Source organism: Shewanella sp. VK101 (assembly GCF_056497865.1).
On sequence record NZ_CM151402.1, the window covers coordinates 3,270,302 to 3,295,369 of the forward strand.

At 48.7% G+C, this 25,068-nt stretch carries 29 protein-coding genes and 1 tRNA gene; 21 read left to right on the forward strand and 9 right to left on the reverse strand.

Going from position 1 to position 25,068, the window contains the following annotated elements; genetic code table 11:
• Positions 1 to 10: 10 nt before the first annotated feature.
• The 5 genes from flgD to ACSHSR_RS14560 all read right to left on the reverse strand — a co-directional run bounded on the left by flgD (position 11) and on the right by ACSHSR_RS14560 (position 3,601).
• Positions 11 to 694, reverse strand: a complete 684-nt coding sequence (gene flgD, locus ACSHSR_RS14540; protein ID WP_025011048.1) for a flagellar hook assembly protein FlgD — start codon at positions 692 to 694, stop codon at positions 11 to 13.
• A gap of 15 nt (positions 695 to 709) precedes the next feature.
• Positions 710 to 1,126, reverse strand: a complete 417-nt coding sequence (flgC, locus tag ACSHSR_RS14545) for a flagellar basal body rod protein FlgC (RefSeq protein ID WP_025011047.1) — start codon at positions 1,124 to 1,126, stop codon at positions 710 to 712.
• 2 nt (positions 1,127 to 1,128) lie between these two features.
• Entirely contained in the window at positions 1,129 to 1,527 is a 399-nt protein-coding gene (flgB, locus tag ACSHSR_RS14550) for a flagellar basal body rod protein FlgB (RefSeq protein WP_025011046.1), read from the reverse strand.
• Positions 1,528 to 1,702: 175 nt separating this feature from the next.
• Positions 1,703 to 2,536: a CheR family methyltransferase gene (locus tag ACSHSR_RS14555; RefSeq protein WP_025889999.1), complete on the reverse strand. Its 834-nt coding sequence runs from the start codon at positions 2,534 to 2,536 to the stop codon at positions 1,703 to 1,705.
• 144 nt (positions 2,537 to 2,680) lie between these two features.
• Positions 2,681 to 3,601 (reverse strand): chemotaxis protein CheV, encoded by a 921-nt coding sequence (locus tag ACSHSR_RS14560; RefSeq protein ID WP_025011045.1) that lies wholly within the window; start codon positions 3,599 to 3,601, stop codon positions 2,681 to 2,683.
• Positions 3,602 to 3,788: 187 nt separating this feature from the next.
• On the opposite strand from ACSHSR_RS14560, the gene flgA reads away from it, so the two are divergent.
• The 3 genes from flgA (at position 3,789) to ACSHSR_RS14575 (ending at position 5,318) form a co-directional block, all read left to right on the forward strand.
• A complete protein-coding gene (flgA, locus tag ACSHSR_RS14565) occupies positions 3,789 to 4,496 on the forward strand; it encodes a flagellar basal body P-ring formation chaperone FlgA (RefSeq protein WP_025011044.1) in 708 nt (235 codons plus the stop codon).
• 70 nt (positions 4,497 to 4,566) lie between these two features.
• Positions 4,567 to 4,887, forward strand: a complete 321-nt coding sequence (gene flgM / locus ACSHSR_RS14570; protein ID WP_054744062.1) for a flagellar biosynthesis anti-sigma factor FlgM — start codon at positions 4,567 to 4,569, stop codon at positions 4,885 to 4,887.
• Positions 4,887 to 5,318 (forward strand): flagella synthesis protein FlgN, encoded by a 432-nt coding sequence (locus ACSHSR_RS14575; protein ID WP_037473786.1) that lies wholly within the window; start codon positions 4,887 to 4,889, stop codon positions 5,316 to 5,318. The genes flgM and ACSHSR_RS14575 overlap by 1 nt, the downstream gene beginning before the upstream one ends.
• Positions 5,319 to 5,622: 304 nt before the next feature.
• On the opposite strand, the gene ACSHSR_RS14580 is transcribed toward ACSHSR_RS14575, so the two are convergent.
• Both ACSHSR_RS14580 and ACSHSR_RS14585 read right to left on the reverse strand, forming a co-directional pair.
• Entirely contained in the window at positions 5,623 to 6,090 is a 468-nt protein-coding gene (locus ACSHSR_RS14580; protein WP_051472584.1) for an LPP20 family lipoprotein, read from the reverse strand.
• Positions 6,090 to 6,707, reverse strand: coding sequence for a FlgO family outer membrane protein (locus tag ACSHSR_RS14585; RefSeq protein ID WP_251100890.1), 618 nt, complete (start codon positions 6,705 to 6,707; stop codon positions 6,090 to 6,092). The genes ACSHSR_RS14580 and ACSHSR_RS14585 overlap by 1 nt, the downstream gene beginning before the upstream one ends.
• A 531-nt stretch (positions 6,708 to 7,238) precedes the next feature.
• Between ACSHSR_RS14585 and ACSHSR_RS14590 the strand changes: the two genes are divergently transcribed.
• Complete coding sequence (locus ACSHSR_RS14590) at positions 7,239 to 8,396, forward strand: flagellar assembly protein FlgT (RefSeq protein ID WP_028779114.1); 1,158 nt, start codon at positions 7,239 to 7,241, stop codon at positions 8,394 to 8,396.
• Positions 8,397 to 8,451: 55 nt separating this feature from the next.
• Positions 8,452 to 8,527: transfer RNA gene (locus ACSHSR_RS14595), tRNA-Arg, on the forward strand.
• 391 nt (positions 8,528 to 8,918) lie between these two features.
• Here ACSHSR_RS14595 and ACSHSR_RS14600 read toward each other — a convergent pair.
• The gene (locus tag ACSHSR_RS14600; RefSeq protein ID WP_479631527.1) at positions 8,919 to 9,890 is read right to left on the reverse strand and encodes a transposase; all 972 of its coding nucleotides are present in this window, start codon (positions 9,888 to 9,890) and stop codon (positions 8,919 to 8,921) included.
• 71 nt (positions 9,891 to 9,961) lie between these two features.
• Here ACSHSR_RS14600 and ACSHSR_RS14605 point away from each other — a divergent pair, with 71 nt between their 5' ends.
• The 4 genes from ACSHSR_RS14605 (at position 9,962) to ACSHSR_RS14620 (ending at position 14,320) form a co-directional block, all read left to right on the forward strand.
• Positions 9,962 to 11,287, forward strand: coding sequence for an IS4 family transposase (locus ACSHSR_RS14605; protein ID WP_208185183.1), 1,326 nt, complete (start codon positions 9,962 to 9,964; stop codon positions 11,285 to 11,287).
• A 227-nt stretch (positions 11,288 to 11,514) separates the two neighbouring features.
• Positions 11,515 to 12,021: a hypothetical protein gene (locus tag ACSHSR_RS14610; RefSeq protein WP_413736108.1), complete on the forward strand. Its 507-nt coding sequence runs from the start codon at positions 11,515 to 11,517 to the stop codon at positions 12,019 to 12,021.
• Between the two features lie 749 nt (positions 12,022 to 12,770).
• Positions 12,771 to 14,066: a motility associated factor glycosyltransferase family protein gene (locus ACSHSR_RS14615; RefSeq protein ID WP_479630876.1), complete on the forward strand. Its 1,296-nt coding sequence runs from the start codon at positions 12,771 to 12,773 to the stop codon at positions 14,064 to 14,066.
• Positions 14,063 to 14,320, forward strand: a complete 258-nt coding sequence (locus ACSHSR_RS14620; protein ID WP_413736104.1) for a hypothetical protein — start codon at positions 14,063 to 14,065, stop codon at positions 14,318 to 14,320. The genes ACSHSR_RS14615 and ACSHSR_RS14620 overlap by 4 nt, the downstream gene beginning before the upstream one ends.
• Here ACSHSR_RS14620 and ACSHSR_RS14625 read toward each other — a convergent pair.
• Positions 14,312 to 15,331, reverse strand: coding sequence for a ketoacyl-ACP synthase III (locus ACSHSR_RS14625; RefSeq protein WP_413736102.1), 1,020 nt, complete (start codon positions 15,329 to 15,331; stop codon positions 14,312 to 14,314). The two genes, ACSHSR_RS14620 and ACSHSR_RS14625, sit on opposite strands and share 9 nt — an antisense overlap.
• A gap of 132 nt (positions 15,332 to 15,463) precedes the next feature.
• Between ACSHSR_RS14625 and ACSHSR_RS14630 the strand changes: the two genes are divergently transcribed.
• The 12 genes from ACSHSR_RS14630 (at position 15,464) to ACSHSR_RS14685 (ending at position 25,061) form a co-directional block, all read left to right on the forward strand.
• On the forward strand, positions 15,464 to 16,555 hold the full coding sequence (locus ACSHSR_RS14630; RefSeq protein ID WP_413736100.1) for a 3-oxoacyl-ACP synthase III family protein: 1,092 nt from the start codon (positions 15,464 to 15,466) through the stop codon (positions 16,553 to 16,555).
• Positions 16,555 to 17,307, forward strand: coding sequence for an SDR family NAD(P)-dependent oxidoreductase (locus ACSHSR_RS14635; protein WP_413736098.1), 753 nt, complete (start codon positions 16,555 to 16,557; stop codon positions 17,305 to 17,307). Before ACSHSR_RS14630 ends, ACSHSR_RS14635 begins: the two co-directional genes overlap by 1 nt.
• Positions 17,297 to 18,355, forward strand: a complete 1,059-nt coding sequence (locus ACSHSR_RS14640; protein ID WP_413736096.1) for a PseG/SpsG family protein — start codon at positions 17,297 to 17,299, stop codon at positions 18,353 to 18,355. Before ACSHSR_RS14635 ends, ACSHSR_RS14640 begins: the two co-directional genes overlap by 11 nt.
• Positions 18,352 to 19,461, forward strand: coding sequence for an aromatic ring-hydroxylating oxygenase subunit alpha (locus ACSHSR_RS14645; RefSeq protein ID WP_413736094.1), 1,110 nt, complete (start codon positions 18,352 to 18,354; stop codon positions 19,459 to 19,461). The genes ACSHSR_RS14640 and ACSHSR_RS14645 overlap by 4 nt, the downstream gene beginning before the upstream one ends.
• Before the next feature lies 1 nt (position 19,462).
• The gene (pseI, locus tag ACSHSR_RS14650; protein ID WP_413736092.1) at positions 19,463 to 20,539 is read left to right on the forward strand and encodes a pseudaminic acid synthase; all 1,077 of its coding nucleotides are present in this window, start codon (positions 19,463 to 19,465) and stop codon (positions 20,537 to 20,539) included.
• On the forward strand, positions 20,540 to 21,277 hold the full coding sequence (locus tag ACSHSR_RS14655) for a cytidylyltransferase domain-containing protein (protein ID WP_413736090.1): 738 nt from the start codon (positions 20,540 to 20,542) through the stop codon (positions 21,275 to 21,277).
• Between the two features lie 82 nt (positions 21,278 to 21,359).
• A complete protein-coding gene (locus ACSHSR_RS14660) occupies positions 21,360 to 21,593 on the forward strand; it encodes an acyl carrier protein (RefSeq protein WP_413736088.1) in 234 nt (77 codons plus the stop codon).
• Positions 21,594 to 21,626: 33 nt separating this feature from the next.
• Complete coding sequence (locus tag ACSHSR_RS14665) at positions 21,627 to 22,373, forward strand: SDR family NAD(P)-dependent oxidoreductase (RefSeq protein WP_413736086.1); 747 nt, start codon at positions 21,627 to 21,629, stop codon at positions 22,371 to 22,373.
• Positions 22,374 to 22,382: 9 nt separating this feature from the next.
• Positions 22,383 to 22,949 (forward strand): UDP-4-amino-4,6-dideoxy-N-acetyl-beta-L-altrosamine N-acetyltransferase, encoded by a 567-nt coding sequence (gene pseH / locus ACSHSR_RS14670; protein WP_413736084.1) that lies wholly within the window; start codon positions 22,383 to 22,385, stop codon positions 22,947 to 22,949.
• A complete protein-coding gene (locus tag ACSHSR_RS14675) occupies positions 22,946 to 23,191 on the forward strand; it encodes a hypothetical protein (RefSeq protein ID WP_413736082.1) in 246 nt (81 codons plus the stop codon). Before pseH ends, ACSHSR_RS14675 begins: the two co-directional genes overlap by 4 nt.
• A complete protein-coding gene (locus ACSHSR_RS14680) occupies positions 23,191 to 24,336 on the forward strand; it encodes an AMP-binding protein (protein WP_413736080.1) in 1,146 nt (381 codons plus the stop codon). Before ACSHSR_RS14675 ends, ACSHSR_RS14680 begins: the two co-directional genes overlap by 1 nt.
• Positions 24,333 to 25,061, forward strand: a complete 729-nt coding sequence (locus tag ACSHSR_RS14685; RefSeq protein ID WP_413736078.1) for an SDR family NAD(P)-dependent oxidoreductase — start codon at positions 24,333 to 24,335, stop codon at positions 25,059 to 25,061. Before ACSHSR_RS14680 ends, ACSHSR_RS14685 begins: the two co-directional genes overlap by 4 nt.
• The last annotated feature ends 7 nt before the right edge of the window (positions 25,062 to 25,068 follow it).

Consider the following 25,068-nt stretch of genomic DNA (forward strand, 5'->3'; position numbering starts at 1 on the left):
AGAAACAGAATTAAACTTCGGAAACAGCCAGCACGTCGGCCAGTCTGATCCCGCCAATACCTCTTAGGTTCAACACGGCACCACTGGCCGAGTTGAGCGATACACTAGTCACGTGGGCATAGGCACTGACAATAAGATCCTGGGACTTGCCATCGACAACCCCGCTGGCCTTCATGGTGTAGATACCGGCCTCAACGGGTTTACCGTCCTTATCCAGGCCGTCCCATTCCACGTCTATGTTGCCGCCGGCACTGCCATCAACATCAAAGGTCTTGATTACCTGGCCGGCTTCATCCTCAACGGTCACCTTGATGGAAGGCATTTTCTCTGGCGATGTGATCACCCCTTTGAGGGTCGGGTCTTCCTCGGAAACATAGCCGGTGCCCGCCGGGATCAACACTTTCTGCCCCACCAGGCCTGATGCCTGCAATGCCTGACTCGAGGTCATTACCGTGTTGAGATTCACTATCTCCTCGTTGAGCTTGGAGATACCATCCACGGTAGAAAACGACGCCATCTGGGCAATCATCTGGTCGTTGTCCACAGGCTTGAAAGGATCCTGCATCGACAACTGCCTACTCAGCAGCGAGAAGAAATCTTCCTGGGTAAGCTGCTGATTGTTGCTCTTCTTGGTCTCCGAATCCCCTTTGACGCTTATGCTGTCGAGGAAGGGGTTAACTGAACTTACACTCATGGGCTATGTCTCCCTTTATTTGCCCATTCTCAGGGTCTGCTGCAGCATGGACTTGGCTGCATCGGCCACCTGGACGTTCATCTGGTAGGAGCGGGAGGCGGAAATCATATCGGCCATCTCTTCCACTACATTGACATTGGGTTTGTAGATAAAACCATCGGCATCGGCCATGGGATGATCCGGCGAATACTCTTTCAACAAGGGTTTATCGCTTTCCACTATGCCCTTGACCTTTACCGCAGCGCCTTGCTGCTGTTGACCATTGGCCTTGGCCAGCTCGGCCTCAAAAATGGGATGCCGCGCCTTGTAGGTCTTATCGATACTGGAAGAGACGGAATCTGCGTTGGCTATGTTACTGGCGGTGGTGTTCAAGCGCACAGACTGCGCCGACATTCCCGACCCCGCAACATTGAAGATATTGTACAAGCTCATGATTAATCTCCTTTCAATGCCTTTTTCATCCCGGCGAACTTACCGTCGAGGAACCCAAGCGACATCTGATATTCAAGCGCATTTTGCATAAAGGCCTGCTGCTCTTTTTGCATATCGACAGTATTGCCGTCACCCGTGTCCGGCTGATCCGGTACCCGATATTGCACATGCTGGGCTGTCAGCGCCTTGAGGTCGAAATGCTTTTCAGAAGTTGCCGCCATGCTCATCCCCTGTTGCCGCCCTTTTGCCGCCTGCAACGCCGAGGAAAAATCAACATCCCGAGCCTTATAATGTGGGGTATCGGCATTGGCTATATTGCTGGCAAGCACTTCGGCACGCTGGGCGCGAATGCCCAGAGTGTATTGATGTATGCCAAGGGCCTTATCGAAACTGATCGCCATAAAACCGCCTCCTCCAATGACTCGACAAAAACAAAGCAAGCTTTGTGCCAGATATAGAGTGGAGGATAACAGATAAGAAGATGATGGCCGTTAGGGTGAAAGGTAAAACAGAAAAGGCCCGTCCAAGTTGACGAGCCTTTCAAACTATCTAATTAAAAATCAAATGATTAGGTGGTTAGTTTTTCTTTTGATAATAGATGCCTGGGTTACAGCGCACCATGTCGAATTCATCGGTCAACCCGGCAATCGATTCACTGGCGCCCAAAAACAGTATCCCCTTGGGATTAAGGGCGGCAGCAAATTGCCGCAGTATTTTTGCCTTTGCCTCCGGCGCAAAATAGATAAGCACGTTGCGGCAAAAGATAATGTCGAACTTGCCGAGCAAGGTGTAGCTTTCAAGCAGGTTGTGAGCCCGAAAACTCACCAAACGGCGCACATTGTCTTTAACCCGCATATTGCCGTTGGGCAGGGCTTCAAAAAACTGACGCTTGCGCTCTTCAGACAGGCCGCGGGCCAACGCCAGCTTATCGTATTCGGCGTTTTTACAACGCTCCAGCATGGACGGTGACAAATCTGTAGCCTGGATCATGGCGCCACCCGGCAAAGCACCCGGCTTACGCTGCTGATATTCAAGCACTGTCATCGCCAGTGAATAGGGTTCCTGGCCGGATGAACAGGCTGCCGACCAAATCTTCAACGGCCGCCCCAGCTTGGCATAACCGGGCAACAATGTATTGCCGAGCAGGTCAAAAGGATACTTGTCCCGAAACCAGAGGGTTTCGTTGGTGGTCATGGCATCGACGACTTCAGCGCGTAACTGACGCTCGGTGGGCCGCATCGACTGCTTAACTACGTCCGACAGGGATGGCAAGCCATATTTCCCCATCAAAGGCGCCAAACGGCTGCGAACCAAATACTGTTTGTTCTCACCCAATACAATGCCACTGTGCTGTTCAAGAAACAGCCTGAATTGATTGTACTCAGTTTCTGCGAGAGATTTATCTGGCACCTTAGTGTCCTAACTATCCGTGAAAACGTCGCTGCAACTCAATGCAGCGCCATTTAAAAACTGGGTCAGCGTTATACCCCAGCCCCATTTGCAACACAAGACATCAAACTCACTATAGTCATAAAAATCCACAGCAGACAGCGACTATAAACTCAGATGCTTGTTAACTGCCGATGCCAATTCATCGGGGTTGAACTTGGCAATAAAATCGTTGGCGCCCACTTTTTGCACCATGGCCTGGTTGAACACCCCACTCAACGAGGTATGCAACACCACCTTGATATGTTTCAGCTTGGGATCATCACGGATCTCGGCGGTCAGGGTGTAGCCATCCATTTCCGGCATCTCAATATCTGAAATAATCAGCGGGATCTCATCGGCGACATTGTCCATCTCCGACGCGATACTTTTCAACTTATCCAGCGCTTCCCGACCATCTTTGGCGGTATCTATCTGCAGGTTCAACGAAGACAGCGCCCGAATGATCTGCTTACGGGCCACCGAAGAGTCGTCAATCACCATAATATGATAGTGCTGCTCTCTGTCGATTGTGAGAGATTCATCGATTTCCTGACTGATGTCTGTCTTAACCGGCGAAATTTCATCGAGAATTTTCTCAACATCGAGAATTTCAACCAACTCACCTTCGATTTCGGTCACCGCGGTCAGGTAGGAGTATCGCCCTGCCCCTTCCGGTGGCGGCATGATGGACTCCCAGTTCATATTGATGATCCGCTCGACAGACTTCACCAGAAAGCCCTGCACGCTGCGGTTGTACTCGGAAATAATGATGAAGCAATCCTTGACATCATCTATGGGTTTGCCGCCGGTCGCCGCACTGAGGTCGATAACCGACACTGTGGTGCCGCGAATATGGGCCACGCCCTTAACGAAGGAGTTCAACTTGGGCAGTGCCGTCAGCGGTGGACACTGCAGAACCTCTTTAACCTTGAACACGTTGATCCCGAACCTTTGCCTGCCGTTGAGTTTGAACAACAGAAGTTCGAGACGGTTTTGTCCGACCAGTTGAGTGCGCTTGTTGACTGATTCAAGAATGCTCGACATAAGGCTGCCTTGTTGTCTTTGTATTGATAAATACCTGCTGTCACGCAGACAGGCATACTATTTGCTTTGTCCAAGACACTGGGTCTCAGTCAAATTTCTGACTAAACCTGTGGTGAAGCCAGCACTGGGATCCGCGAATCATTGAAAGTATAGGTGTAATCTGGCGAGACAAGCTAGCCCGTTCATTATGAAAGTAAATTTTGCGTACATTTTGGCTACAATTTTAATGCCCATCCCAGCGGTGGCGGCAGAGAATAGCTTTGTTCCCAGTATATCGGCCGTAGAAAGCTTGGCTAAAGAGGCAGTTGCCAAAAAAGTGCTGGCGGCCGAGAATGCTCAAATTACCATCACGCCGCAGCGACTGGATTCCAGGCTCACGCCCCCCAGATGCAATTCGCCTTTGACGGCCGAACTTGCCAGCGACAGAGAGATAAGCCGCAACAATACGGTACGCATAGGTTGTAACAGTCCGGAGCTCAGCTACCCGTGGCAAATCTATGTCTCGGTGCGGGTGGATATCAGTTACCCTGTGGTAGTGGCTACCCAGACACTGGCCCCGGGCACTGTGCTTGGGCCGGAAAATCTGGCGCTGCGTTACATAGATGAAACCAGTTTGCGCGGCGCGCAATTTGACGATATAGCCACAGTCACAGGTACCCGCCTCAAGCGGCGCATAGCCAAAGACTATCCGGTATTTGCCGCCAATCTCTGCTTTGTCTGCAAAGGTGACAGAGTCTCCATCTATGCCCGTAACGAGAAGTTTCAAATAAAAACTGTTGGTGAAGCCCTGCATGATGGTAACCTTGGGGAACAGATTCGGGTAAAAAACACTCGCTCAGACAAAGTGTTGGAGGCTACTGTCACCAATGTGGGCGAAGTGGAAGTTCGAATGTAAAAAATGCTAAAGTTCCCCTTGGCGGTGCCGATAAGACAGCAAGGTAATCAGAGAAAAGGCTGGAGCCGAGATGGCTATGGATATTAAACAACTGCAAAATCAACCCAGGGTGAACACAGGTTCAGTCCACAAGAACACAGCTCAGAGCAGCCAAACAGCTCAGCAAGGTGCTGCTCCGCAGAAAGCTGACTCTGTTGTGGTGTCACAACAGGCGCAGCAACTGCAAGGAGTACAGAGTAAAATGGCCTCCCTGCCGGAAATAGATCAAAAGAAGATCACCGAAATTAAATTAGCGATCGCCGAAGGCAGATATAAGGTTGACCCGGAAAAACTGGCAGCCAACATATCTCAATTCGAATCAGAACTGAACGAACTCAATAAAGGGTCCTGATGCCTGATACCCCGGATATCACCAGCCTGATAGCACAGCAGACGACTCAACTCGAGCGTCTGCTGAACTTGATCGAGCAGGAAAAAAACGCCCTGCTGGATCGCAATGCCGATAATCTGCTGCAACTGGCCAAAGACAAGGGCGACCTGCTCAATGAGGTCAAGGCGGTAGATGAAGCGCTCTCCTCTCATCCTGAACAAGCCAAACTCAGTCAGCCACCATTGGCCGAACAGGTCAGTGAAGCTCGCGAACTATTGGCCGCTTGCCAACTACGCAATCAGGAAAATGCCGGCCTGATAGAACTGAGCATGGCCAGTATCAATCGCCTGGCGCAAGCGCTGCAGGTCAGCCGTAACGCCTCCAGCCTGACCTATGATGGAAAGGGCAAAACCTCAACCATCGCCACCCTGGGCAACGATCTCAAGGCTTGATTAAGACCCGACTGCTGTTGCTTATAGCTTATTGTGTAAGCTCAACTCTTTAGTCAGAATCACCGCCTGTGGCCCCCAGCCCTAGTCTGAACTCAAGGTGGTTACTCAGGGGACTCGACCCGGAACGCAAAGCTCAGCCCAGAACGCAAAGCTCAGCCCTCAATTCAGCAACGCATCTTAAGCCATAAAAGGCCACAAAAAAGCAGCCAAACAAGGCTGCTTTTTGCTTATGCCAATTGAAGGTGCGAGCCACTCTCTACAAAATTTACAAAAGTGAACGCCGCGGGGACTTATTCTCACCTTCCTAAAAATAAGTGATCTCTTTGACTCGCTGGGGGCGATTTTGCTGCTGATACAGATCCCACACCCGGGCGAAATCCAGCTCCAGTTCGGTCACATAATGATCTCCGGCCGGATAACTGCGCACTACCTTAGCACCGCGGATCACCCCGGAAACCGAGGCCTGGATATTATCGCCTTTCAGCATCCAGTCACTGACTTTGCTGTCGGCCGACAATCGCTGACCATAGACTTGTTCGGCCAATTCACGATAAGCGGCAATCTTGGATGCCTGCATCGCCATCAGCACCTTTTGCGACTGTTCCTTGGCCGGTTGGCTGGCCAGCGGGGCATAGCCTATTGCCGTCAACTTGGGAAAACTGCTCGGCGCCTCAGTCTCCCACTGCACATATCTGTCCTTATCGGCGCAGCCACCCAGAATTAACGCCAGCGCCAGCGTGGCCAATGACAGTGTTTTGTTCCAATGCTTCATTACTTGTCTCCCACTATCCGGCCCTTATCCTCACCACGGCTTTCGTAGCGATAAAGCAGCCCTTCTTTTGACACCACCTTATTGGAAGGCGCCAAGTAGCCGGGCAGCTCTTGCTCCTGTACCCGCACACCGGCTGCCGAAAGCACCCGGTTGTTGTTGACGTTGACAATTCGGCTGTTGAACAGCATTTCACCTTTCGCCTGACTCATGCTGGTGACCAGTACATGCTCCACCGCAATATCGGTCGGCAGTTGCTGCCAATCACGGGTAAGGATGAAATCCCCCTGTGGCGTTACCCGCACCGCATCGGCCAGGTTCAAATCCACCAGGTTAAAACCGCGCTGATGAAAGGCCGTCATCAGCCCCTGCTGCAGTTGTGAAGCGAGCGCATTGCTGCTCTGCATGTCTTCCACCATCACTGGTGTCATCACCAATAGCGGCTGGGTCGGCTTGAGAGCGTCATTATGAGTTACCAACTCGTCAACCAACTGCTGCGCCAATAGATTGACTGGCGCCGCTTGAGACTTGACCTCGGCCTGCTGTTGCGGCGAAGTCATGCCGCAAGCAGGCAGCAAGAGTAAAGGCAATATACACAGGGCTTTATACATAATATCCATCCCACTGGTACCCTGGCGGGCACTTGCTTTATTGAGGAACCTGGCGACTCTTGGACCTGGCGTGAACCTTGACCTACCTGACTTATGCCGCGCTTTCTCCGAGGTTGTCATTAAGCACCACGGCTAACTCGATTAGCGCCAAGTTCCTTTCACTGGGGTAAAGCTATGCAAATAAAATACCAACCTAAGTTAGGCCTGCAGACCAAGTACAAACAGATGACACCGGCGAACAAACCCGGTTGCCTGGCAGCTTATTACAGGCTTTTACGAAGATGTTTAAGGGGCTTATCTACGCCTTTTCATTTCCCACACCTTCATTTGCCCCTTCAATTTATCCACTGGCGGGCAATGGGAACTTATATTCTCTGTTCCCTTATCGGCAAACTCTTGCCGCGCTTTAGTCATGGTCGCAAACTGCGCTGCATCAGCTGTGAATGGATGGCGCTGGCATAAAATTTGAATAGCAAGCGATACCAGTTTAAGTGGCGGCAAAATTCCGTCACCCTGACTCTTATTTTGAGGAACCGTCTTATGAGATTGCGCCCTTTGCTCTTGCTGCCGCTGCTAGGCATCAGCCTGAACGCCATGGCAGAGTGGACCGAGGCCCGAGGTGAAGCCAAAATAATCAATGGCAATCTGACCCAGGCACGGGAAGCGGCAATGGACAACGCCATCAACATGGCCTTGCTCTCCCGTGGCGGCAGTTTCCAATCAACCCAGAGTGTCAGCCAGGGGCGCTTGACCCAAAACGATTTCAGCCTCTCCAGCCAGGCGCAGATAAGCAGTGTCGAACTGGTCAGCGAAATGCGCCAGGGAGACAAGCTCAAGGTGGTTATGCGGCTCGATATTCTCGACGGCCCGGATAACAAGTGCCAAAGCTCAGCCATCAAGGCCGCTATCCTGGTGCCACAGGCCAGCATTAAGGACAGAAGCCAACTGCGTTATGGTCAGTTGGAAAATTTCCAGCGAAGCCTGTCCGAGCGGATAGCGGCAACGCTGGATAAGCAATCTTCCACCAGTTTTGCCCACCTGCATGCCAAAGAGCGGCTGGATATCAAAGAAGAGCTTATCAATATCCGGGGTTACCGTTTGCCGACCTGGATAAGTGAAATTACCGACAGCCAGTATCTGTTGCTGCCGCAAATCATAGATATCTCCACCGAACCGGCCGAGTCCGGCTTTATGGGCCTGTGGGACAGCGAGCCTCAGCGACTGTTTCAGCTGCAGCTCAGCCTCTATCATGGGATCAGCGGCGAGCAGATCTGGTATCAGAACTACAGCATTTCCGCGCCCTGGGAGTTTGCCAAAAATGAATCCGTCGCCCCCAACAGCGACAGATTCTGGCGTGCCAGTTATGGGCAGGCCATAGATAAGGTGCTGGCCAATGCCAGTAAAGATATCGATATGGCACTGGCCTGCAGACCGCTGCTGGCACAGATAGTCGTGCGTCAACAAGATAGAGTGATACTCAACCTTGGGCGACGCAACGGCATCCGCGTGGGCGATCAGTTCCAAATCGTGCTGCAACAAAACCTGCCCGACCGCATGAACCAGATGCGCGCCGTGGCCGGAGAAACCCGGGCAAAAATCACCATAGATCAAGTCACAGAGGAAAGTGCCATCGCAGTGCTCAGCGGTGAAAATGCCGCCCTCAACATTCAGGTGAATGACATCGCGATTAAGATTTAAGCAATTAAATCCAAAGCCTTTTCATCCGGGTGAAAACCAGTATAATCACTGGCGTCTCCCTATAGCTCAACAGGATAGAGCAGTCGCCTCCTAAGCGACCGATCGGGGTTCGAGTCCCTGTGGGGAGACCACTACTTTCTTCTTGTGCTTGCTAGCACAAATCTCAAGCTTTTTTGGAACCCATCCACTGCCGATTCAGGCACTTCAAATTAATGATTTTGTTCTCTGATAGTTTCCTCTTTGGGAAAACGTTGAGTTGGTGATGTGTTCATCGTGGCTTTAAAGCCCAAAACTGTAGTGGCATAGTGAATTTGGCCATCTAAATAGACAGAACATCCAAACCACTTTCTGAGCTGCAAGGAAGCTCGTTGCAGGGGTCAGTCTCTGATAAATAACGACGGATTTTTGGAAATGAGACTCTCTGAGATGAGTAATCTGCGTGCTTCATACAAAAACTGCGGTTGCTAGGCATGCCTAAGGCAGGCTTAAGCCTGTTTCTGCAACATCACCAACGGATTAAGGTTAATGGGGATGTATTGCTTGGCTTTGTTGCTTACCCCGGCACCACTTACCGCCATATTTGGCCTTCATGGCACACATGGCATCCCATCGGCCACTCATGCCACTGTACTGACGGCGAAACTCCTTGGCGGAAGTTATCCAGGCATCGTCACTGATACCAAGCTCAAGCAGTAGTTTGGGCCTGGAAGAGGCAATAAAGCCACGCTTGTCTTCCCGCACCGCCCGGCCTGTCCAATCAATCAGCTCCAGATAGTCGGCAAAGTGAAACGGGATACCGCTTTGTTCGGCGGTAGTTGCTGCACCGTCAAATTGCAGCAGTGGCTTAAGTGAAGCGTTGGCAGTTGCAGGCTCAGCTACTTCTTCTATGCGCTCCTGAATGGATGTGTAATCAGAAGTTTGCAGCGAATCTGCAATACCGGCGCGAATGGGATTTAAATCCACATACATCATGCAGGCCAGTAGCGCCTGTTCATCGAGCAGCGCCTGCGACTTAAAGCGTCCTTCCCTGAATACGCCCTTGCAACCATCTTCTCGATTGGCCTTGCGAGCGATATCTTCGTTTAAACAGCGCATAAACCTACTAATACTGCCAAGACGTTCCTGCCAATCGCTAATCAGCGTATCCAACAGTATTCGCTCACCTTCTGAGAGACTATCGCCCTTGAGGAACTTTGCCGCCACAGGATTGCCACTAAAGAGCAATGTCCAACGCTCAATGACTTCAAATGGCGACAACGATTGTTGCGCAGCAAGGTCGATTTTGAGCACCAAATGGTAGTGATTATTCATGACCGCATAAGCGCAAACGTCGATGCAGAATATTGACGACAACTGCCTGATTTTATCCACTATCCAGCCACGCCTATGTTCGTAACTGCGCCCCGACAGTGCATCTTCACCACACAAAAATGCCCTTCTCACGCAACGGTTAATCACGTGGTAAAAGGGCGTACTTTCAGTAATGCCGATCAGTTAAGACAGATCGCTTGACGATCTCACTGAAAGGATCAAAATCCGATGACCCCATGTCATCGGATTTTTTTATGCAACTTTCAGAAGCTTTGGCGCGTACTCATATCAACCGTCTTACCGAATTCACCTGTCTGGCCGATGTACTTGAGCCTGAGTTAATTCAGTCGTGCCTTGATTCACATGGTGTTGCCAGTTTAAGACGACGTAAGTTACCTATGGATGCCATGATTTGGGCGGTGATTGGTATGGCTCTGTTCAGAGGCGAGTCCGTCCGTTCACTCATCAATAAGCTTGATATCGTCTTACCGCAAGAGGTGGATTACGTTGCGCGCAGTGCTGTCACGCAAGCGCGTAAGCGATTGGGCTCTGACGTTGTTCAGGATGTGTTTAAGCGAAGTGCCAAGACCTGGCATGAAAGAGCAGAACATTCGCATTGGTGTGGGCTCAACCTCTACGGTGTCGATGGTATCGTATGGCGAACACCTGATAGTGAGCAAAACAATCAGGTGTTCGCCAAAACCGCCAACGCTTCTGGTGATGCTGCCTATCCTCAAATTCGCATGGTTTGCATGATGGAGTTAAGCAGCCACTTGGTATTGAACAGTGCCTTTGATTCTATTGCTGTCAGTGAAATGAATTTAGCCGCTGAACTGATATCAAGTATACCCAATAACAGTCTGACGCTGTTTGACAGAGGCTTTTATTCGTTGGGACTTTTGCACGCCTGGCAGCAGGCTCAACCGAACAGTCACTGGCTGCTGCCATTGAAGAAAGGGACACAATATGAAGTGGTACGCTCTTTAGGAAAACACGACCAACTGGTGCAGTTAGCCACCACGCCTCAAGCCAGAAAGAAGTGGCCTATGCTGCCTGACACTATTGAAGCTCGCTTACTGACGAAGACGATAAAAGGTAAGTCGGTTTCCATTTTGACGTCATTAACAGACCCCCTGCGTTATCCGGGGGCAGAGATAGCGGATTTATATGCCCATCGATGGGAGATAGAAGTGGGCTATCGGGAGATGAAGCAGCATCTTCTGGAGAGTCGCTTTACGTTACGCAGTCAATTGCCAGAGCTGGTTATCCAAGAATTGTGGGGGGTACTATTGGCCTATAACCTCATCAGATACAAGATGGTGTTGATGGCTAAGAGCTTACCGTCGTTACATCCGAACCAATTAAGCTTTAGAGATGCATCGAGTTATATCATTTTTAAACTGACTCAGCTGTCATCTCAAATGCCTGGGAATGTTCCGAGAGAGGTCTTGGACATAGTGCGTAATGCGAGGCAGTTCAAGCTTGATGGGAAACGGGATAGAGCCTATCCACGTGCGTTAAAAATGAGTAAAAACAAGTATCCCATTAAGCCTAAGAAAAATGCCGTTCACACTAAGTGAACGGCATTACGTACTTTCAGCATCTATCAACTGGCGGCGGGCTGTGGTCATAACCAACCTCGACTGAGTTTTGATGGGTATTTCAAAGCCTAGTCAAGGCTGGGCGAAACATCAAAAAGATATGGCTGTCCTGTTTTTTGTCGGGCATGAAGGCTGGCATATGTGCCGCTCCCCAAGCCTTGGGCAATTCTGCAATCAAGGTCAGCTCTCTCAAGGGTTCGACCCCGTTGTCCATCACGGAACTCTGGGTCTCAGCGAATGAAGGAGGGCCGAGTATCCCGGACGTGGACGGCCATGAGAAGGAATACAGTGGTGACGAAGACGTGCGCTCCTGTCTGACCTGCCAGCACCAACTCGACGACCTCGTAGAAAACCTCCGGAACACTTTAAAGCAGCAGGACGATCTCGCCGCCATCGAATCCGAGGTCAACAGAAACAGCATAGAACGCAAGCTGGAGCTGGTCACTATGGAGATTCATCAAATCAATGACGAGGATAGTCGTAGGGTACTTCTGAAACAAGTCACGAACGCGCGGCTACGCTATCCCAAAGCCAAGATCAGAAAATTCTTGCATAAGCAGTTAAGGACAACCGGGGACTTCGACCTGAACACCCTGCCGACCGAATTCATGACGGAGATCGAGGCCGTAATGTTGATACTTCAGCAAACGAGCAAACTTGTCCCTATTGTGCGCAAAAAAGGTCTGCGCCCCCGCCAGCGCTTCAAAAAGTAATAGGCTAAAACAATCCAAGGAAAAGAAAAAATTCACGAAATTTATTTGAAATCCAAGAAAGGCCTATAACAAAAACCAAGCAGCATTCAAATGTATTAGGGAAGGTGCGAATAAGTCCTCGTGGCCTTCTCTTAATGTAGAGAGTGGTTTGCACAGCCATTGGCGTTCAAGGCATCTGACTGAAGGCATGCCTGAGTCGGATAACGCCGAAAGCCGGTTGCAGTGAAAGTCCCGAAAGGCGCGTATGGGACTTGTTCGTATCTTCCTTAGTTCACCCATCCCTGGACAGCGCCAGCTTTTTGGCGTTTACTCTAGCCGGCCACAGCAAGGCGCACAGATAAAATCCCTTCCCCACCGACGCCGAATAACAGCCTTAAAACCCCATACCCAGGGGGATTGCAGCAGGTTGCGGCAAGATGATCCACCTTCCCATTGCAAGCATCCTAGCCACCCAATGGCCACCAAAGTGGAAACTGGAACGCGACTTGCTTAGTCTTTGAACCCAAGTTAATCAGTCGCTGGGCAGCTTGCGGGAGGATTTTTGCAACCCTTGCGGCAGGTTAACGCTATTGTTGTCCGGATGATGGCCCTAGGGGCCAAAAGCTTTTTGAGCTTCAGTGTAAAACTTTAAAATCATGGTCTTAGTCACTAGTCTGGTTAGAGGCGAACCAAACGCTCAGTGGCAATGCCGATACGAGTTACCAAACCCGTTTTTAAAATTGAAACATTTCTTCAACGAGGTATTCTCCATGACAGAGCTGTTTGCAGCCAATCTGCAAATTATCCAGTCCAGATGGCCTATTGTGGCTTCAGCGCTTAAACATGCATCTTTTGAGTATCTGGATGCCTGTCTGGTTACCGCTCAAAACCAGACTATCAGTGTCAATGGCATTCAACTCAGTAGCCGATATGACAGGTTGGCAGAGGCTCGACTCCTTATCACTCAACTCCCCGAGCACTGTAAAGAAGTGACTGTGTATGGTATTGGAATGGGGGATGTTCCCAGTTTACTCATCGACAAACCTCAATTTAGCAAAATTATGGTCTGTCCACTGAATATAGACTTGTTTGTACTGCTGCTCTCCTACACGGATCAGAGTGAATGGTTGCTCGATCAGCGTGTTACCTTGGTACACCGACTTGAACCAAATAAACTGGCGCAAGATTATATCGCTATAACCCCAGATTTACTCTTGATTAAAGATGAGAATGCTAAGTTAAGAGACCTCTTGGTGTTGGAAAACAATCGTAAATATGCCAATAAACATCATGGTATCGACAATCCTGAGATTAGACAGAGATTGGATGAAAACCTCACCTTCATTGAGCAAGATCCAGATGCCGCAGCTTTACGCATGACTCACAGTCAACCTCAAGCACACATCATAGGCGCGGGCCCGAGTCTTGAAGAGCATTACCCATACCTGTTGCAACAGCAGAGCCAGCCTTTAAAGCAACTTCCTTTAATGATCGCCGTTGACACTGCGGTAAGGGCATTATTCGCGCAGGGGATAGTACCGGATATAGTCGTTTCCATCGATAGCAAGATCACATTGGCACATTTCCCTGAAGATCTGCCAAATAACCTCACCTTGGTTTACTTTCCAACCTTGTCGAGCGAGGTCATCACGGCCTGGCCAGGTCCAAGGTTCATGGCTTATTCCCCCAGTCCTATTTATGACGAATTGAACCGTAAACACCCCAAATTGAGGCTATATACCAATGGAAGCGTCATTCATCCCGCTATAGATTTAGCCGTACATTTGGGGATCAGGGAAATAATTCTATTCGGCTGCGACTTCTGCTATCCCAATAACAAGACTCACGCTCATTGGCAAGAGGGTCTGTTAGGACCTTCCACTCAGTTAGATAAAAAACATTGGGTGATCAATGGTCATGGAGAACGGGTGGCTACAGATCTGAATTTTAGGGCTTACCTTCGCAACTTGGAGCACTATATCTGTGCCAACCCTAACGTAAAGTTCTATCAATCAAGTTTAGAGAGTGCCAGAATATCAGGTGCCCAATACAAGGAGGTAAAATGATCGCGCGTAAAGCCTCTGTCACCTTAACGGATCAATTCATCACTGCAGCGCACGCCTTTCGGTTGGGCCATGAGGCGGAAGGCTCCCAACTGCTACGCGAATGTTTAGATCAATTAGAGCCTTTGCTCACCGAACTTCCTCATTCAGAGGCAATAATTCAATTACTTCCCCATATGCTGGCGGCACAGGAACGACATGACTGGCTGGGATTGGCTGACTATCTGGAGTATGAACTGAAAGCCCTTCTAAGCTAATTTAAGATCAATAACCTTACAGACTTTCAATTTTGGCAAAGTCAGGGCAACCGTCCCCCATGACCAGCCAACACCAAACCCAGATAACACCAACTTTGTCCTGTCGCTCGAAAGCCTTTTACTGAGGCTAAGACATAAAGCCAAGGGAATAGAGGCAGAGCTGGTATTCCCCACCTCTCCCATGGAGATGATTAGCTGTTCCGGGCTCAGGCAGAGTTTATCCCCTAGTCGTTTGAGCATCATTTCATTGGCTTGATGCAACACACAGTAATCTATATCTTGGATCTGCCATCCCTTTTCAGCCAAGCAAGCCATTATGGATGAAGGGACTTCCCTCAGAGTAAAGACAAAAACCTGCATGCCATCCATAAAGAGTTCAGGCGCAACACCGGGAGCCAGTGCCCCGCCCTGGGGTTGGATCAGATAAGGGGCACCGGCACCATCAGTGCCAAGCGAAAAAACCATCTCTTCACCGTGAGGATCTTTTTCAATCCCTATGGCACTTACCGCATCACCAAAAAGCGAAGAAACGGCACGATTGTTTTTGCTGTACTGATGACTCGTCGTATCGCCAACGACCAAGAGGGCTCGGCCCTTTGATAACCCGCTCAATAACTGCGATACCTGCCATAAACCATAAACAAAACCGGAACACCCAAGGTTGACGTCAAAGGCGATAGTTTCCTTGCTTAGGCCAAGTTTATGCTGCAGCTGCACCGCATTGCCAGGCAATGGATAATCCGGGGTTTGAGTCACAAAGACGATAAGGCCGATATCCGTAGGCTGCCATCCAATCTCTTCAATTAAAGATGCACAAGCTATGTTGCCTAGGGCCAACGCTGTCTGCTGCATAGATGCAATACGTCTTGAGCGTATCCCTGTTGAAGCAACAATTCGAGCCATTTCCTCTCCGGCGCTTACCGAGGATTCATCGACATTTTCACAACAGGTTTCAGGTAAGACAGAAACAATGCCTGTGATAGACACCTTGTTCACGGTAGTTACAGCCATTTCTTATCCCGGATTTTTCACTATAATAGCAAAAGGTTAGCTTACATTAGACATAAGGATGACACTTTCAAGCTATATTATTCAATGTTATAGTCAAAACCAACATTATTCGTTATTTCAACAGGGTTATTTATGGAAGCTGTGATTAAGTCAGTCAAAATTGCAGGTATGCAAGCCGCTGTCCCTCCCCATAGGCATTCATATGTAGAAACGCCCGATATTTTTACCCAGGAAGAAGCGGATAAAATTTACGCCAGTACCGGCATCCACAGTCGACGCATACTTCCCAAACACCTCTGTGCATCCGACATGTGCATCGCTGCTGCACAAAGATTACTCGAACGACTCAATTGGGCACCGGAATCCGTCGATGTGCTTATTTATGTCTCGCAGGATGCTGATTACGCCCTGCCGGCAACAGCTTGCCTGATGCAACACAGACTAGGACTGCCACAGACAGCAGCCTGCCTGGATGTCAGTTTGGGCTGTTCAGGGTTTGTTTATGCGACCTGGATAGCCAGTCAACTTCTTAATGGTTCCAACGGCCAACGAGCCTTGGTTTTATGCGGCGATACTTCCAGTCGTCACTTACTGCCGGACGATCGCGGCACCCTCCCCCTGTTTGGAGATGCGGGTGTCGCCACCGCACTCCAATACGATGAAAACTGGCCAGATTCTTATGCCGTCTTTGGCACTGACGGTACGGGTGGTCAGCATATTGCAGTCAAAGCAGGGGGGCGCCGGGTACCTACCATGCCCGAATTACAACCTCGTTCAAAAGAAGAGGAAGAGCGACTCTACAAAGAATCCCGGCTATATCTCAATGGTGCTGCGGTATTCTCATTTACCCTAAAAGTTGTTCCCAAACTCATCAAGGAAACCTTAGCCTTGGCTCAGCTCGAAGCTGATCGTTTAGATATGGTAGTGATGCATCAGGCTAACCAATTTATTCTCGAACACCTTCGGAAAAAAGCCAAAATTGCTGAGGATAAATACTTGATTGACATGACCGACTTTGGCAACACCTCAAGCGCGTCGGTTCCTTTGGCCATCTGTCATAAACTCACCCACTTTTTCGTTAATGGTCCCAAGAAGGTGATGCTGGGCGGGTTCGGTGTAGGCTGGTCCTGGGGGGCAATCATAACAGATATAGGTCCTATCATAGTGCCTGAGATCATAGAGATCCCGGACGACTTTGCCCCGCTAACCTTGGTGCAGCAGTGATGAGTGTAGCCAATAAACGCTATCTCATTACCGGCGCCGCTGCAGATTCAGATATAGGTTTGGCAATCTGCAAAAAACTGGATGAATGTGGCGCTAGGCTTATTCTCGTCGGACGTCGGGAACAGGCCTTAAATGAAACGCTTAATCAGCTCAAGGGTTCAGACCATGTGGTAAGCCCTTTTGATCTGAGTCATCTCCAAGATATCGCCGCTTGGGTAAAAGAACTGATAAAACAACACGGTGCCCTAGATGGTTTGGTACACAGTGCCAGCTATCAAGGTTACAGCCCGCTCAGAAGCATTAGCCCCAAACAGATTAATCAATATTTTGATATCAATTTCTCTGCCGCCGTGATGCTGACGGCTGCCGTATCGAAGGCTAAACATGTTAATCCGGGAGCCAGCCTTGTCTTTATTGGTTCGGCGGCAGGACAGAGGGGGCTAAAGGCACGTACTCTTTATGCCGCATCAAAGGCAGCACTATCCTCAATGGTACAATCGGCAGCCTTGGAGCTGGCGGCTAAACAGATTCGGGTTAACTGTGTTGCTCCTGCCGTCGTCAGCGGCAAAAAAGCCGAACAACAGTTTGCCACATTGGGCGAAGAACAGAGCCAGAAACTAAAAGATGCACACCCTCTGGGGCTCAGTAAACCACAAGATGTAGCCAACAGTGTTTACTTCCTTTTGAGTGACTTGAGTCGTAATACAACAGGCATCACGCTCGCCGTAGATGGTGGATTCCTTGCAGGCTAAACCCCAAATTGCTTTCTATGGTAATAACTCGGACAAAATTGGCGCTGGTCATATCATGCGCCTCTATGCCTTGGCTCAGGCGGCTGAGGACAGATTCGAAATCAACTTTCTCTATAAAACTTGCAGCGAAACTTTACTGAACAAGCTTAAGCAAGCAAATTTCAATAGCATTCAAGTCTCAAACACTTTAACGGCGAATGAAATAAAACATCATGATTTTAAAGCAATTATCATCGATGACTATGAATTAACGCCCTGTGAGTGGCACCAGCTTTCTGAACTTAACACCTATCTTGTCAAGCTCGATGATGCCCTTGATGATTCACCGATTATAGCCGATTTAATTGTTAATCCTGCGCCAAATTGTACGTCTGCCGATTACCGCTTGAGGGCTCCCCAGGCCAATTACTGTCTGGGACCGCAATTTACCTATTTGAGAAAAGAGTTTGCATTGCCTCAATTCATTCCGGTACTTCAACGCCCTCAGCTATTGCTCACTTTAGGTGGTACAGATGTAAAATCACTGGCACTACCACTATCCCAAGCACTGCTAAGAGTTCTCCCTCAGTGTCAGATTAAGCTACTTTTGGGTACAACCCACCAAGATCAAGCTTCCTTACAGAGGCTCTCCGGACAATATGGGAATTTCACACTTGTATGTGATCCTCCATCAGTTGCCGAAGTCATGATGCAAACGGGTCTAGCCGTATCCGCAGCCGGAGGAACTCTGGGAGAATTGGCCAGCCAAGGCGTTCCAACATTATCACTGGTAACGGTCGACAATCAGGTACCTGCCATGATCTCACCACTGAATAATACCTGGTACCAAACGCTAGATTGTCGGCATTATGCACCGGCAGAGGGGGATACCCAGAGTAATCAAGATATCATCAACACAATAGCCTTAAAGGCCAAGAGTATTTGGCATAATAAATGCTTAAGAGAACAGATGAGTGACCAGGCACGTCAACTGATTGACAGCCATGGATGCCAGAGAATAATAAAGAGACTTGTCATTGGCCTGAAAGAGAAATCGGAACATCAATGATCGCAAAACAATCCATACATCCGGAGCATTACTACCAAACGGCGATCCTGGACATCGAGCACACCCAGGTATTCGAAAAAAACTGGATATTCGTTGGTTTTAAAGATCAGCTTTCTCAACACCATGATTTTATTACTTTGCAAGTAGGCAACACCCCTGTGGTAGTGCAGAACTTTAATGGTGAACTCAGTGCACTACTCAACGTCTGTAGCCATCGCAAGGCAAAACTGCAGTCAGCATCCAGAGGCAATCGGCCCTTGCTTTGCCCATATCACTGCTGGAGTTACAAGAGTAATGGCGCTCTTAGCGGTGTACCACAAAATCGTACCGACTTTGGTTTAGACGATGAAGCCAAGAAAAAACTGGCCTTAAAACAGTTTCAGTTGGCCCATTGTGGGAACTTGCTATTCGTTCGTATCAAGCATCAAGGACCAACATTAGAGGATTTTTTGGGGCCTTACTTCAATATCCTGGAAGAGATCTCCCAAGCATTTCTGGATCCGGTTCAGCAAGGTAGTTTTCACTGGAATACCAATTGGAAATTAGCCTGCGAAACCGTACTCGAAGTTTACCACGTGGCAGGCACCCACCCGGAAACCTTTGCAAAATTTGCCAAGCCTGAAGTCGAAATGGCACATTTTAATGGCCACACAACAGGCCATACTCCACTGCTGGATACACCAAAAAAATGGTGGGCGGGTGCCAGAAAACACTTAAAAATTGAACAACATAAATCTTTTACTGAGTACAACCATTTCTTTATCTATCCGAATTTGGCCATAGGGTTGACCAATGGTTCCCTTATGTCATTGCAAACTTATGAGCCTAAAGGTGCAACCCAATCCCAATTGAATTTTCAACTGCGAATGATGCAAAGACGCGACGGAAGCAGGATCAGCGATGCCGTCAAAGCAGCCATTCAGGCAAACTTTACTGAATTTAACCACACTATCTTAGAAGAGGATCGCATCGTTGCCGAGTCCTGTCAGGCAAATATGCAATACATTGATGAGCCGGGGGTTTTAGGCAGATGCGAAGAAAGGATCCATCACTTTCACAACGCTTGGCGCAGCGATGTTCAACCCCACTTATCAATAAGGGACTAAGATGTTTACGCCCAGTATTTCAATTAACGGACGGTCAATTGGCCCTCAGCAGAAGCCTTATGTGATTGCTGAATTGTCGGGTAACCACAAGGGGAGCCTTCCCCGGGCGTTGAAGATGATTGATGCTGCAGCGGCCACGGGGGTCGATGCCATCAAGATCCAAACATACAGTGCTGACACTATTACGCTTGACCATGACGGCCCTGAGTTTTTGCTGCAAGGGGGATTATGGGCGGGCAGAACCCTGTACGACCTCTATCAAGAGGCGCATACCCCATGGGAATGGCACGAGGCGTTATTTGAAAGGGCAAGGCAAAATAACATCACTCTATTTTCATCACCATTCGATCTGACTGCGATTGATTTGCTTGAATCCCTTAATTGTCCGGCCTATAAAATTGCCTCTTTCGAGATCAATGATATAGGCCTTATCACTGCGGCTGCCAAAACAGGTAAACCGATAATAATCTCCACAGGACTAGCCACCTTGGCCGAGATTGAAGAGGCGGTAGAGACAGTTGCCAATGCAGGAGGGTATCAACTGGCATTGCTCCACTGTATTAGTGGTTATCCGACCCCTATTGAAGATTGTAACCTGCGCACACTGGCAGACCTTCGCCAACGCTTCGATTTCCCAATTGGTCTGAGTGACCATACTCTGGAGACGACAGCGGCAATTGCCGCCGTTGCATTGGGAGCCAGTATTATTGAAAAACACTTCACACTGGATCGAAATGATGGCTCTGTAGATGCAGCCTTCTCTTTAGAACCGGATGCCTTTAGCAAGCTAAAGCAAGAAGCGGACAAAGCTTACCTGGCCTTGGGTACTGCTGGTTATGAAATCAAACCAAGCGAAGTGGGTGGACGTGATTTTCGCCGCTCCCTTTACGTTAGTCGGGCCATTAAGAAAGGTGAAGTTTTCAGCACCGATAATATTCGCTCCGTCAGACCCGCTCACGGATTACATACCCGTTATCTTCCTCAGGTTCTGGGGCAAAAAGCTTCACAGGATATCGCCTTTGGTGAGCCAATGAGAGAAGCATATCTCTCCACGCCTTTGGTAAAACGGGAGGATTGAATGCGCGTAATCTGTATCACCCAAGCACGAATGAACTCCGGTCGCTTACCGGGCAAAGTACTGACACCTATTGCAGGTAAGCCCATGCTTGAATATCACGTTGAGAGGGTTGCCCAATCGACCCTCATTGATACTCATATCATTGCTACCACAGAACAAGAGAGCGATCAGGCAATTGCGGATTATTGTCGAGCCAAGCAGTTAACCTGTTTTAGAGGGGATGAGCAGGATGTCCTGAAGCGCTTCTACCAAGCCGCAATGTCGGTGGGGGCCAAAGATGATGATCTCATCATCCGCCTCACAGGTGACTGTCCACTCATTTGCCCGGAACTAATCGACCAAGCGGTTCGCAAACATCAGGCAGGGGATGCCGAACAATATACTCACATCAGTTTGGCCTATTACCCAAGGGGCTTCGATGTAGAGGTTTTTAGCATGGCCAACCTGAAACGGGCATATCATCAAGCCCATTGTCAAGCCCAGCGCGAACACGTTACGCTTTATCTGTATAGTCAACCCGGTGCAAAAATAGTTCCAATCGAAACAGGCCAAACGTCTTGGGGGGCATTCAGGCTTTGTGTCGATGAAATAGACGATCTAAGGCTGGTAGAGCAGCTTATTTACCTTTTAGGAGAAGATTGGCTCACTGCCGGGCCTGAAAAAATTTGTAATTTACTGATAGAACAACCGCAATTAGCCAACATCAACAAGCATGTAGCACAACGCATTGCACATTAACGTAAACCATTTTCCCCGACTGCCGATACACTGATAACGGCTGATATCATATTAAAAATACAAGTAACTTGAGGTAACTAAGATGAACAGACAAGAATTTTTAAATGCCCTGGAAGAAATCCTTGAGCTGGATGAAAATACTCTCAAAGGCGATGAAGTATTAATGGACATTGAACAATGGGACTCACTGGCTTTTCTGAGTGTCATAGCAATGGCTGACGAGCATTTTGACATTGTGATCCAAGGCGATAAGTTAGAAGAGATCAATACCGTTGGCGATCTGATCAGCCTGGTCGAAGAACATCTAACGGCATAAACAGGTATCGCTATTGTGATAAATGTTAATCCAATGGATCTCAGTGACAAGCGTGTCCTTGTCACTGGTGCATCAGCAGGCATAGGACGGGCATGTGCTGTACTTCTATCCCAACTCGGGGCCAAGGTTATTCTCAATGGTCGTAACCTCGCAGCACTTGAACAGACGGCTGCAGAACTATCGGGTGACGGACATGTATGCGCACCTTTTGACATGGCAGCAACTGACAAGCTTAGCGAGTGGGTCAAAGCACTGGCTAAAGAGCATGGCTATTTAGATGGCTTCGTACACTGCGCCGGCATACAAGTTACCAAACCCATACGTCTTTTCGATCAAGCCTTCTTTGACGAAACCATGCGCATCAATCTCGCCAGTGCCATGGCCATCAGTAAAGGATTCAGACTTAAACGTGATCGTTCAAAACAAGGTGCGATTGTTTTTGTCTCCTCTATCGCCGGACTAATAGGCCAAACAGGTAATACCCTCTATGGAGCGAGCAAGGCAGGCCTGATGTCCCTGACCAGAGGACTCGCGATGGAACTGCTCAGAGACAATATCAGAGTCAACTGTGTTGCACCGGCATTGGTGGCGACAGAGATGGCCAAGCGTACTCAAGTCAGCATGACTGAAGAACAGTTTCAGCATATGTTGGATCAACATCCCATGGGCTTAGGTCAGCCGGAAGATGTAGCCAATGCAGTAGCCTTTCTGTTGAGTGATGCCGCCAAATGGATAAATGCGGTGACCTTACCAGTAGAAGGTGGATATTTAGCAAACTAAGAAGAGAATATGGCATTAAATTTTAAACGTTTAGACATCAATGATGCCGAACTCCTATTGAAATGGCGTACGACACCCGAGATCACCAAACATATGTTTACCGATCTGGAAACCCCCTCGATCGAAAAACAACGTGCTTGGATTAGATCTTTGGAAACCCGTGATGACTATCGTGCATATATGATACAAGACGACGGTATTTCTATCGGCTTCCTGTGTTTCTCTGATATCGACCGTTTTCATCAGCGTTGCAGCACTGGCTCTTATATCTACGAGCGAAAAGCCAGATTGAAGTATGGCGTTACCATGCACACTTATATCTGCAACTACGTGTTTCACCAACTGAAACTCAATAAGATAGTGAACTATGTGCTCGATGCCAATGAGAAAGTGGTCAAGCTCCAAGCCTTACACAAGACAAGATTCGTTGGTTACCTGAAGCAGCATATCTATAAGAATGGCGAGTTTCTGGATGTCCATATTTTTGAACAACTAAAGCAAGACTGGCTCAACCAAAAGCAACATTTTAGCCTGGAAAAAATATCAGCCGCCTTTAACGATTGGAATAAAGCATGAGTAAAATCGCAGATATCATAATGAATGAAACCAGGCAGCTCATCGAAAATAAAGGAGAAACCTGTCCTGACTTTGATTTGAGTGCCAAATTTCTTTCCGACCTGCCGATGGATTCGCTGGATCTGGCCACCCTGATTGTCAGTCTGGAACTCAATACAGGAATCGATCCATTTCGGGATGGTTTCAAGCAATTTCACAGTGTCGCCGAACTAATTGCCCTATATGAAAGTGCGAGTGTTTAATGTTTACTATCCCCCGTGATTTCACATTAATTGAAAAAGGAACTCGCTTCGACAGTAAGAAGTTTCACTCTCAGCAATGCCCCAAGGCACCTAAATTCATCGAGATCACCGCACAAGCCACCGAAGTTCGGCAGTATCTGGTTAAAGATATGATCCAGGCAATAATAACCGGACAAGCGGCCAATATTCCCGTGATATTCAATCGTACTCAACAAGAGATTGATATTGCAACGCTGCCGGAACATTTTGCAATAGGGCTACTCACCTCAGGCACAACCGGTAAACCCAAACTGGTTTTTCATCGACTCGACAGATTACTCCCCCACAATGTAAAAAGCCGGGCCAGGGAAGTCTCTCGTTGGTTGCTTTGTTATCATCCCATGAGCTTTGCCGGGTTACAGGTAATCTTACAAGCTATAGTTTGCTCAGATATTCTGGTAGCTGATGTCAAGGCAAGTTTACGCGTTAAAGCACAACTTGCAATTGAACTGGATATCAATGCCATCAGCGCAACGCCATCCATGATGCGCGCCATGTTAATGAGCTGGAACGATACGCGGCCACCGCTTGCCATCATTAGCCTTGGGGGCGAAATAGCCGATCAGCAAACCTTGAATGCCATTAAGCAAGCTTTTCCCGAAGCGCAATTAAGGCACATCTATGCAACAACCGAGGCCGGCGTGGTTTTTTCAGTAAAGGATGGTCTGGCGGGCTTTCCACTGAATTGGTTAGACAAGCCCATCAATGGTTGGCAAATATCGGTAAATAACACGCTACACCTGAACAGAGATGATATTGAGATAGATACAGGTGATAGTGTCGAATTGACCCAGGATAGAGTTCTGTTTTCAGGTCGAGAAGATCATTTAGTCAATGTGGGTGGCGTTAAAGTCAATCTTGAAACACTGGAGCAGGAGATCCTGGCCCTTGAAGATATCATGGATGCCAGGGTGTTTGCGAAAGCCAACCCCATAACAGGTACCCTAGTCTGTTTGGAGTGTTGTGCAAAAGATGAAACAAAAGCCAGGCTCGCACTCAAAGCTTGGTCGGCAAATCGAGAACCTGCCGCAACACCACGTATTGTAATCTTCCGCGAACAGATTACGCTGTCAGAAAGTGGCAAAAAAGTGAGAACACGCCAATGAAGCACATCATTGTCACCGGTGGGAGTCGGGGACTGGGTTTGGCTATAGTCAACCACCTTTTGACTCTGGAGTACAAAGTCTCAACCTGTAGCCGGACTCAAACACCGGCATTAAAGGCTCTGGAACGGGACAATCCTCATTTTAAATGGTTTCCCTGCGAAATCGGTAATCCGGAGCATACATCATGGTTTGTCAAAGAGGCCTGCGCTTGGGCTGGTGATTCATCACTTTGGGGCTTGGTCAATAATGCGGGCATTGCAAAAGAGGGAGTATTGGCGACCTTTCCCAACATTGAATCTGACACTCTACTACAAATAAACTTACACGGTGCTCTCTATATGGCCAGAGAAGCACTCCGTGTTTTTCTTAGACAAAACAGTGCCGGCAGAATCATCAACATCAGTTCAATCATAGGAAGCCGCGGCTACACTGGTCTTGCAGCCTATTCAGCGTCCAAGGCCGGGCTGGATGGCTTGACTCGCGCCTTAGCCAGAGAAAATGGCCGTCGTAACATTACCGTTAATTCAATTGCTCCTGGTTATTTGGATACTGAGATGTCATCAACCCTGTCAGATAAGAAGCGTGACCAGATCATACGCCGCACTCCAATGCATCGGCTCGGCAGGGTTGAAGATGTTACACCCGCAATCAGCTTCCTACTCTCGGATGATGCCGCTTTTATTACAGGGCAGACCCTCACCATAGACGGCGGGATAACCACTTAGGGAAGAA

Coding starts and splice junctions, on each gene's coding strand:
- flgD (WP_025011048.1), bottom strand. CDS start 694: ATGAGTGTAAGTTCAGTTAACCCCTTCCTCGACAGCATAAGCGTCAAA.
- flgC (WP_025011047.1), bottom strand. CDS start 1,126: ATGAGCTTGTACAATATCTTCAATGTTGCGGGGTCGGGAATGTCGGCG.
- flgB (WP_025011046.1), bottom strand. CDS start 1,527: ATGGCGATCAGTTTCGATAAGGCCCTTGGCATACATCAATACACTCTG.
- ACSHSR_RS14560 (WP_025011045.1), bottom strand. CDS start 3,601: ATGTCGAGCATTCTTGAATCAGTCAACAAGCGCACTCAACTGGTCGGA.
- flgA (WP_025011044.1), top strand. CDS start 3,789: ATGAAAGTAAATTTTGCGTACATTTTGGCTACAATTTTAATGCCCATC.
- flgM (WP_054744062.1), top strand. CDS start 4,567: ATGGCTATGGATATTAAACAACTGCAAAATCAACCCAGGGTGAACACA.
- ACSHSR_RS14575 (WP_037473786.1), top strand. CDS start 4,887: ATGCCTGATACCCCGGATATCACCAGCCTGATAGCACAGCAGACGACT.
- ACSHSR_RS14580 (WP_051472584.1), bottom strand. CDS start 6,090: ATGAAGCATTGGAACAAAACACTGTCATTGGCCACGCTGGCGCTGGCG.
- ACSHSR_RS14585 (WP_251100890.1), bottom strand. CDS start 6,707: ATGGATATTATGTATAAAGCCCTGTGTATATTGCCTTTACTCTTGCTG.
- ACSHSR_RS14590 (WP_028779114.1), top strand. CDS start 7,239: ATGAGATTGCGCCCTTTGCTCTTGCTGCCGCTGCTAGGCATCAGCCTG.
- ACSHSR_RS14605 (WP_208185183.1), top strand. CDS start 9,962: ATGCAACTTTCAGAAGCTTTGGCGCGTACTCATATCAACCGTCTTACC.
- ACSHSR_RS14615 (WP_479630876.1), top strand. CDS start 12,771: ATGACAGAGCTGTTTGCAGCCAATCTGCAAATTATCCAGTCCAGATGG.
- ACSHSR_RS14620 (WP_413736104.1), top strand. CDS start 14,063: ATGATCGCGCGTAAAGCCTCTGTCACCTTAACGGATCAATTCATCACT.
- ACSHSR_RS14625 (WP_413736102.1), bottom strand. CDS start 15,331: ATGGCTGTAACTACCGTGAACAAGGTGTCTATCACAGGCATTGTTTCT.
- ACSHSR_RS14630 (WP_413736100.1), top strand. CDS start 15,464: ATGGAAGCTGTGATTAAGTCAGTCAAAATTGCAGGTATGCAAGCCGCT.
- ACSHSR_RS14635 (WP_413736098.1), top strand. CDS start 16,555: ATGAGTGTAGCCAATAAACGCTATCTCATTACCGGCGCCGCTGCAGAT.
- ACSHSR_RS14645 (WP_413736094.1), top strand. CDS start 18,352: ATGATCGCAAAACAATCCATACATCCGGAGCATTACTACCAAACGGCG.
- pseI (WP_413736092.1), top strand. CDS start 19,463: ATGTTTACGCCCAGTATTTCAATTAACGGACGGTCAATTGGCCCTCAG.
- ACSHSR_RS14655 (WP_413736090.1), top strand. CDS start 20,540: ATGCGCGTAATCTGTATCACCCAAGCACGAATGAACTCCGGTCGCTTA.
- ACSHSR_RS14660 (WP_413736088.1), top strand. CDS start 21,360: ATGAACAGACAAGAATTTTTAAATGCCCTGGAAGAAATCCTTGAGCTG.
- ACSHSR_RS14665 (WP_413736086.1), top strand. CDS start 21,627: ATGGATCTCAGTGACAAGCGTGTCCTTGTCACTGGTGCATCAGCAGGC.
- pseH (WP_413736084.1), top strand. CDS start 22,383: ATGGCATTAAATTTTAAACGTTTAGACATCAATGATGCCGAACTCCTA.
- ACSHSR_RS14675 (WP_413736082.1), top strand. CDS start 22,946: ATGAGTAAAATCGCAGATATCATAATGAATGAAACCAGGCAGCTCATC.
- ACSHSR_RS14680 (WP_413736080.1), top strand. CDS start 23,191: ATGTTTACTATCCCCCGTGATTTCACATTAATTGAAAAAGGAACTCGC.
- ACSHSR_RS14685 (WP_413736078.1), top strand. CDS start 24,333: ATGAAGCACATCATTGTCACCGGTGGGAGTCGGGGACTGGGTTTGGCT.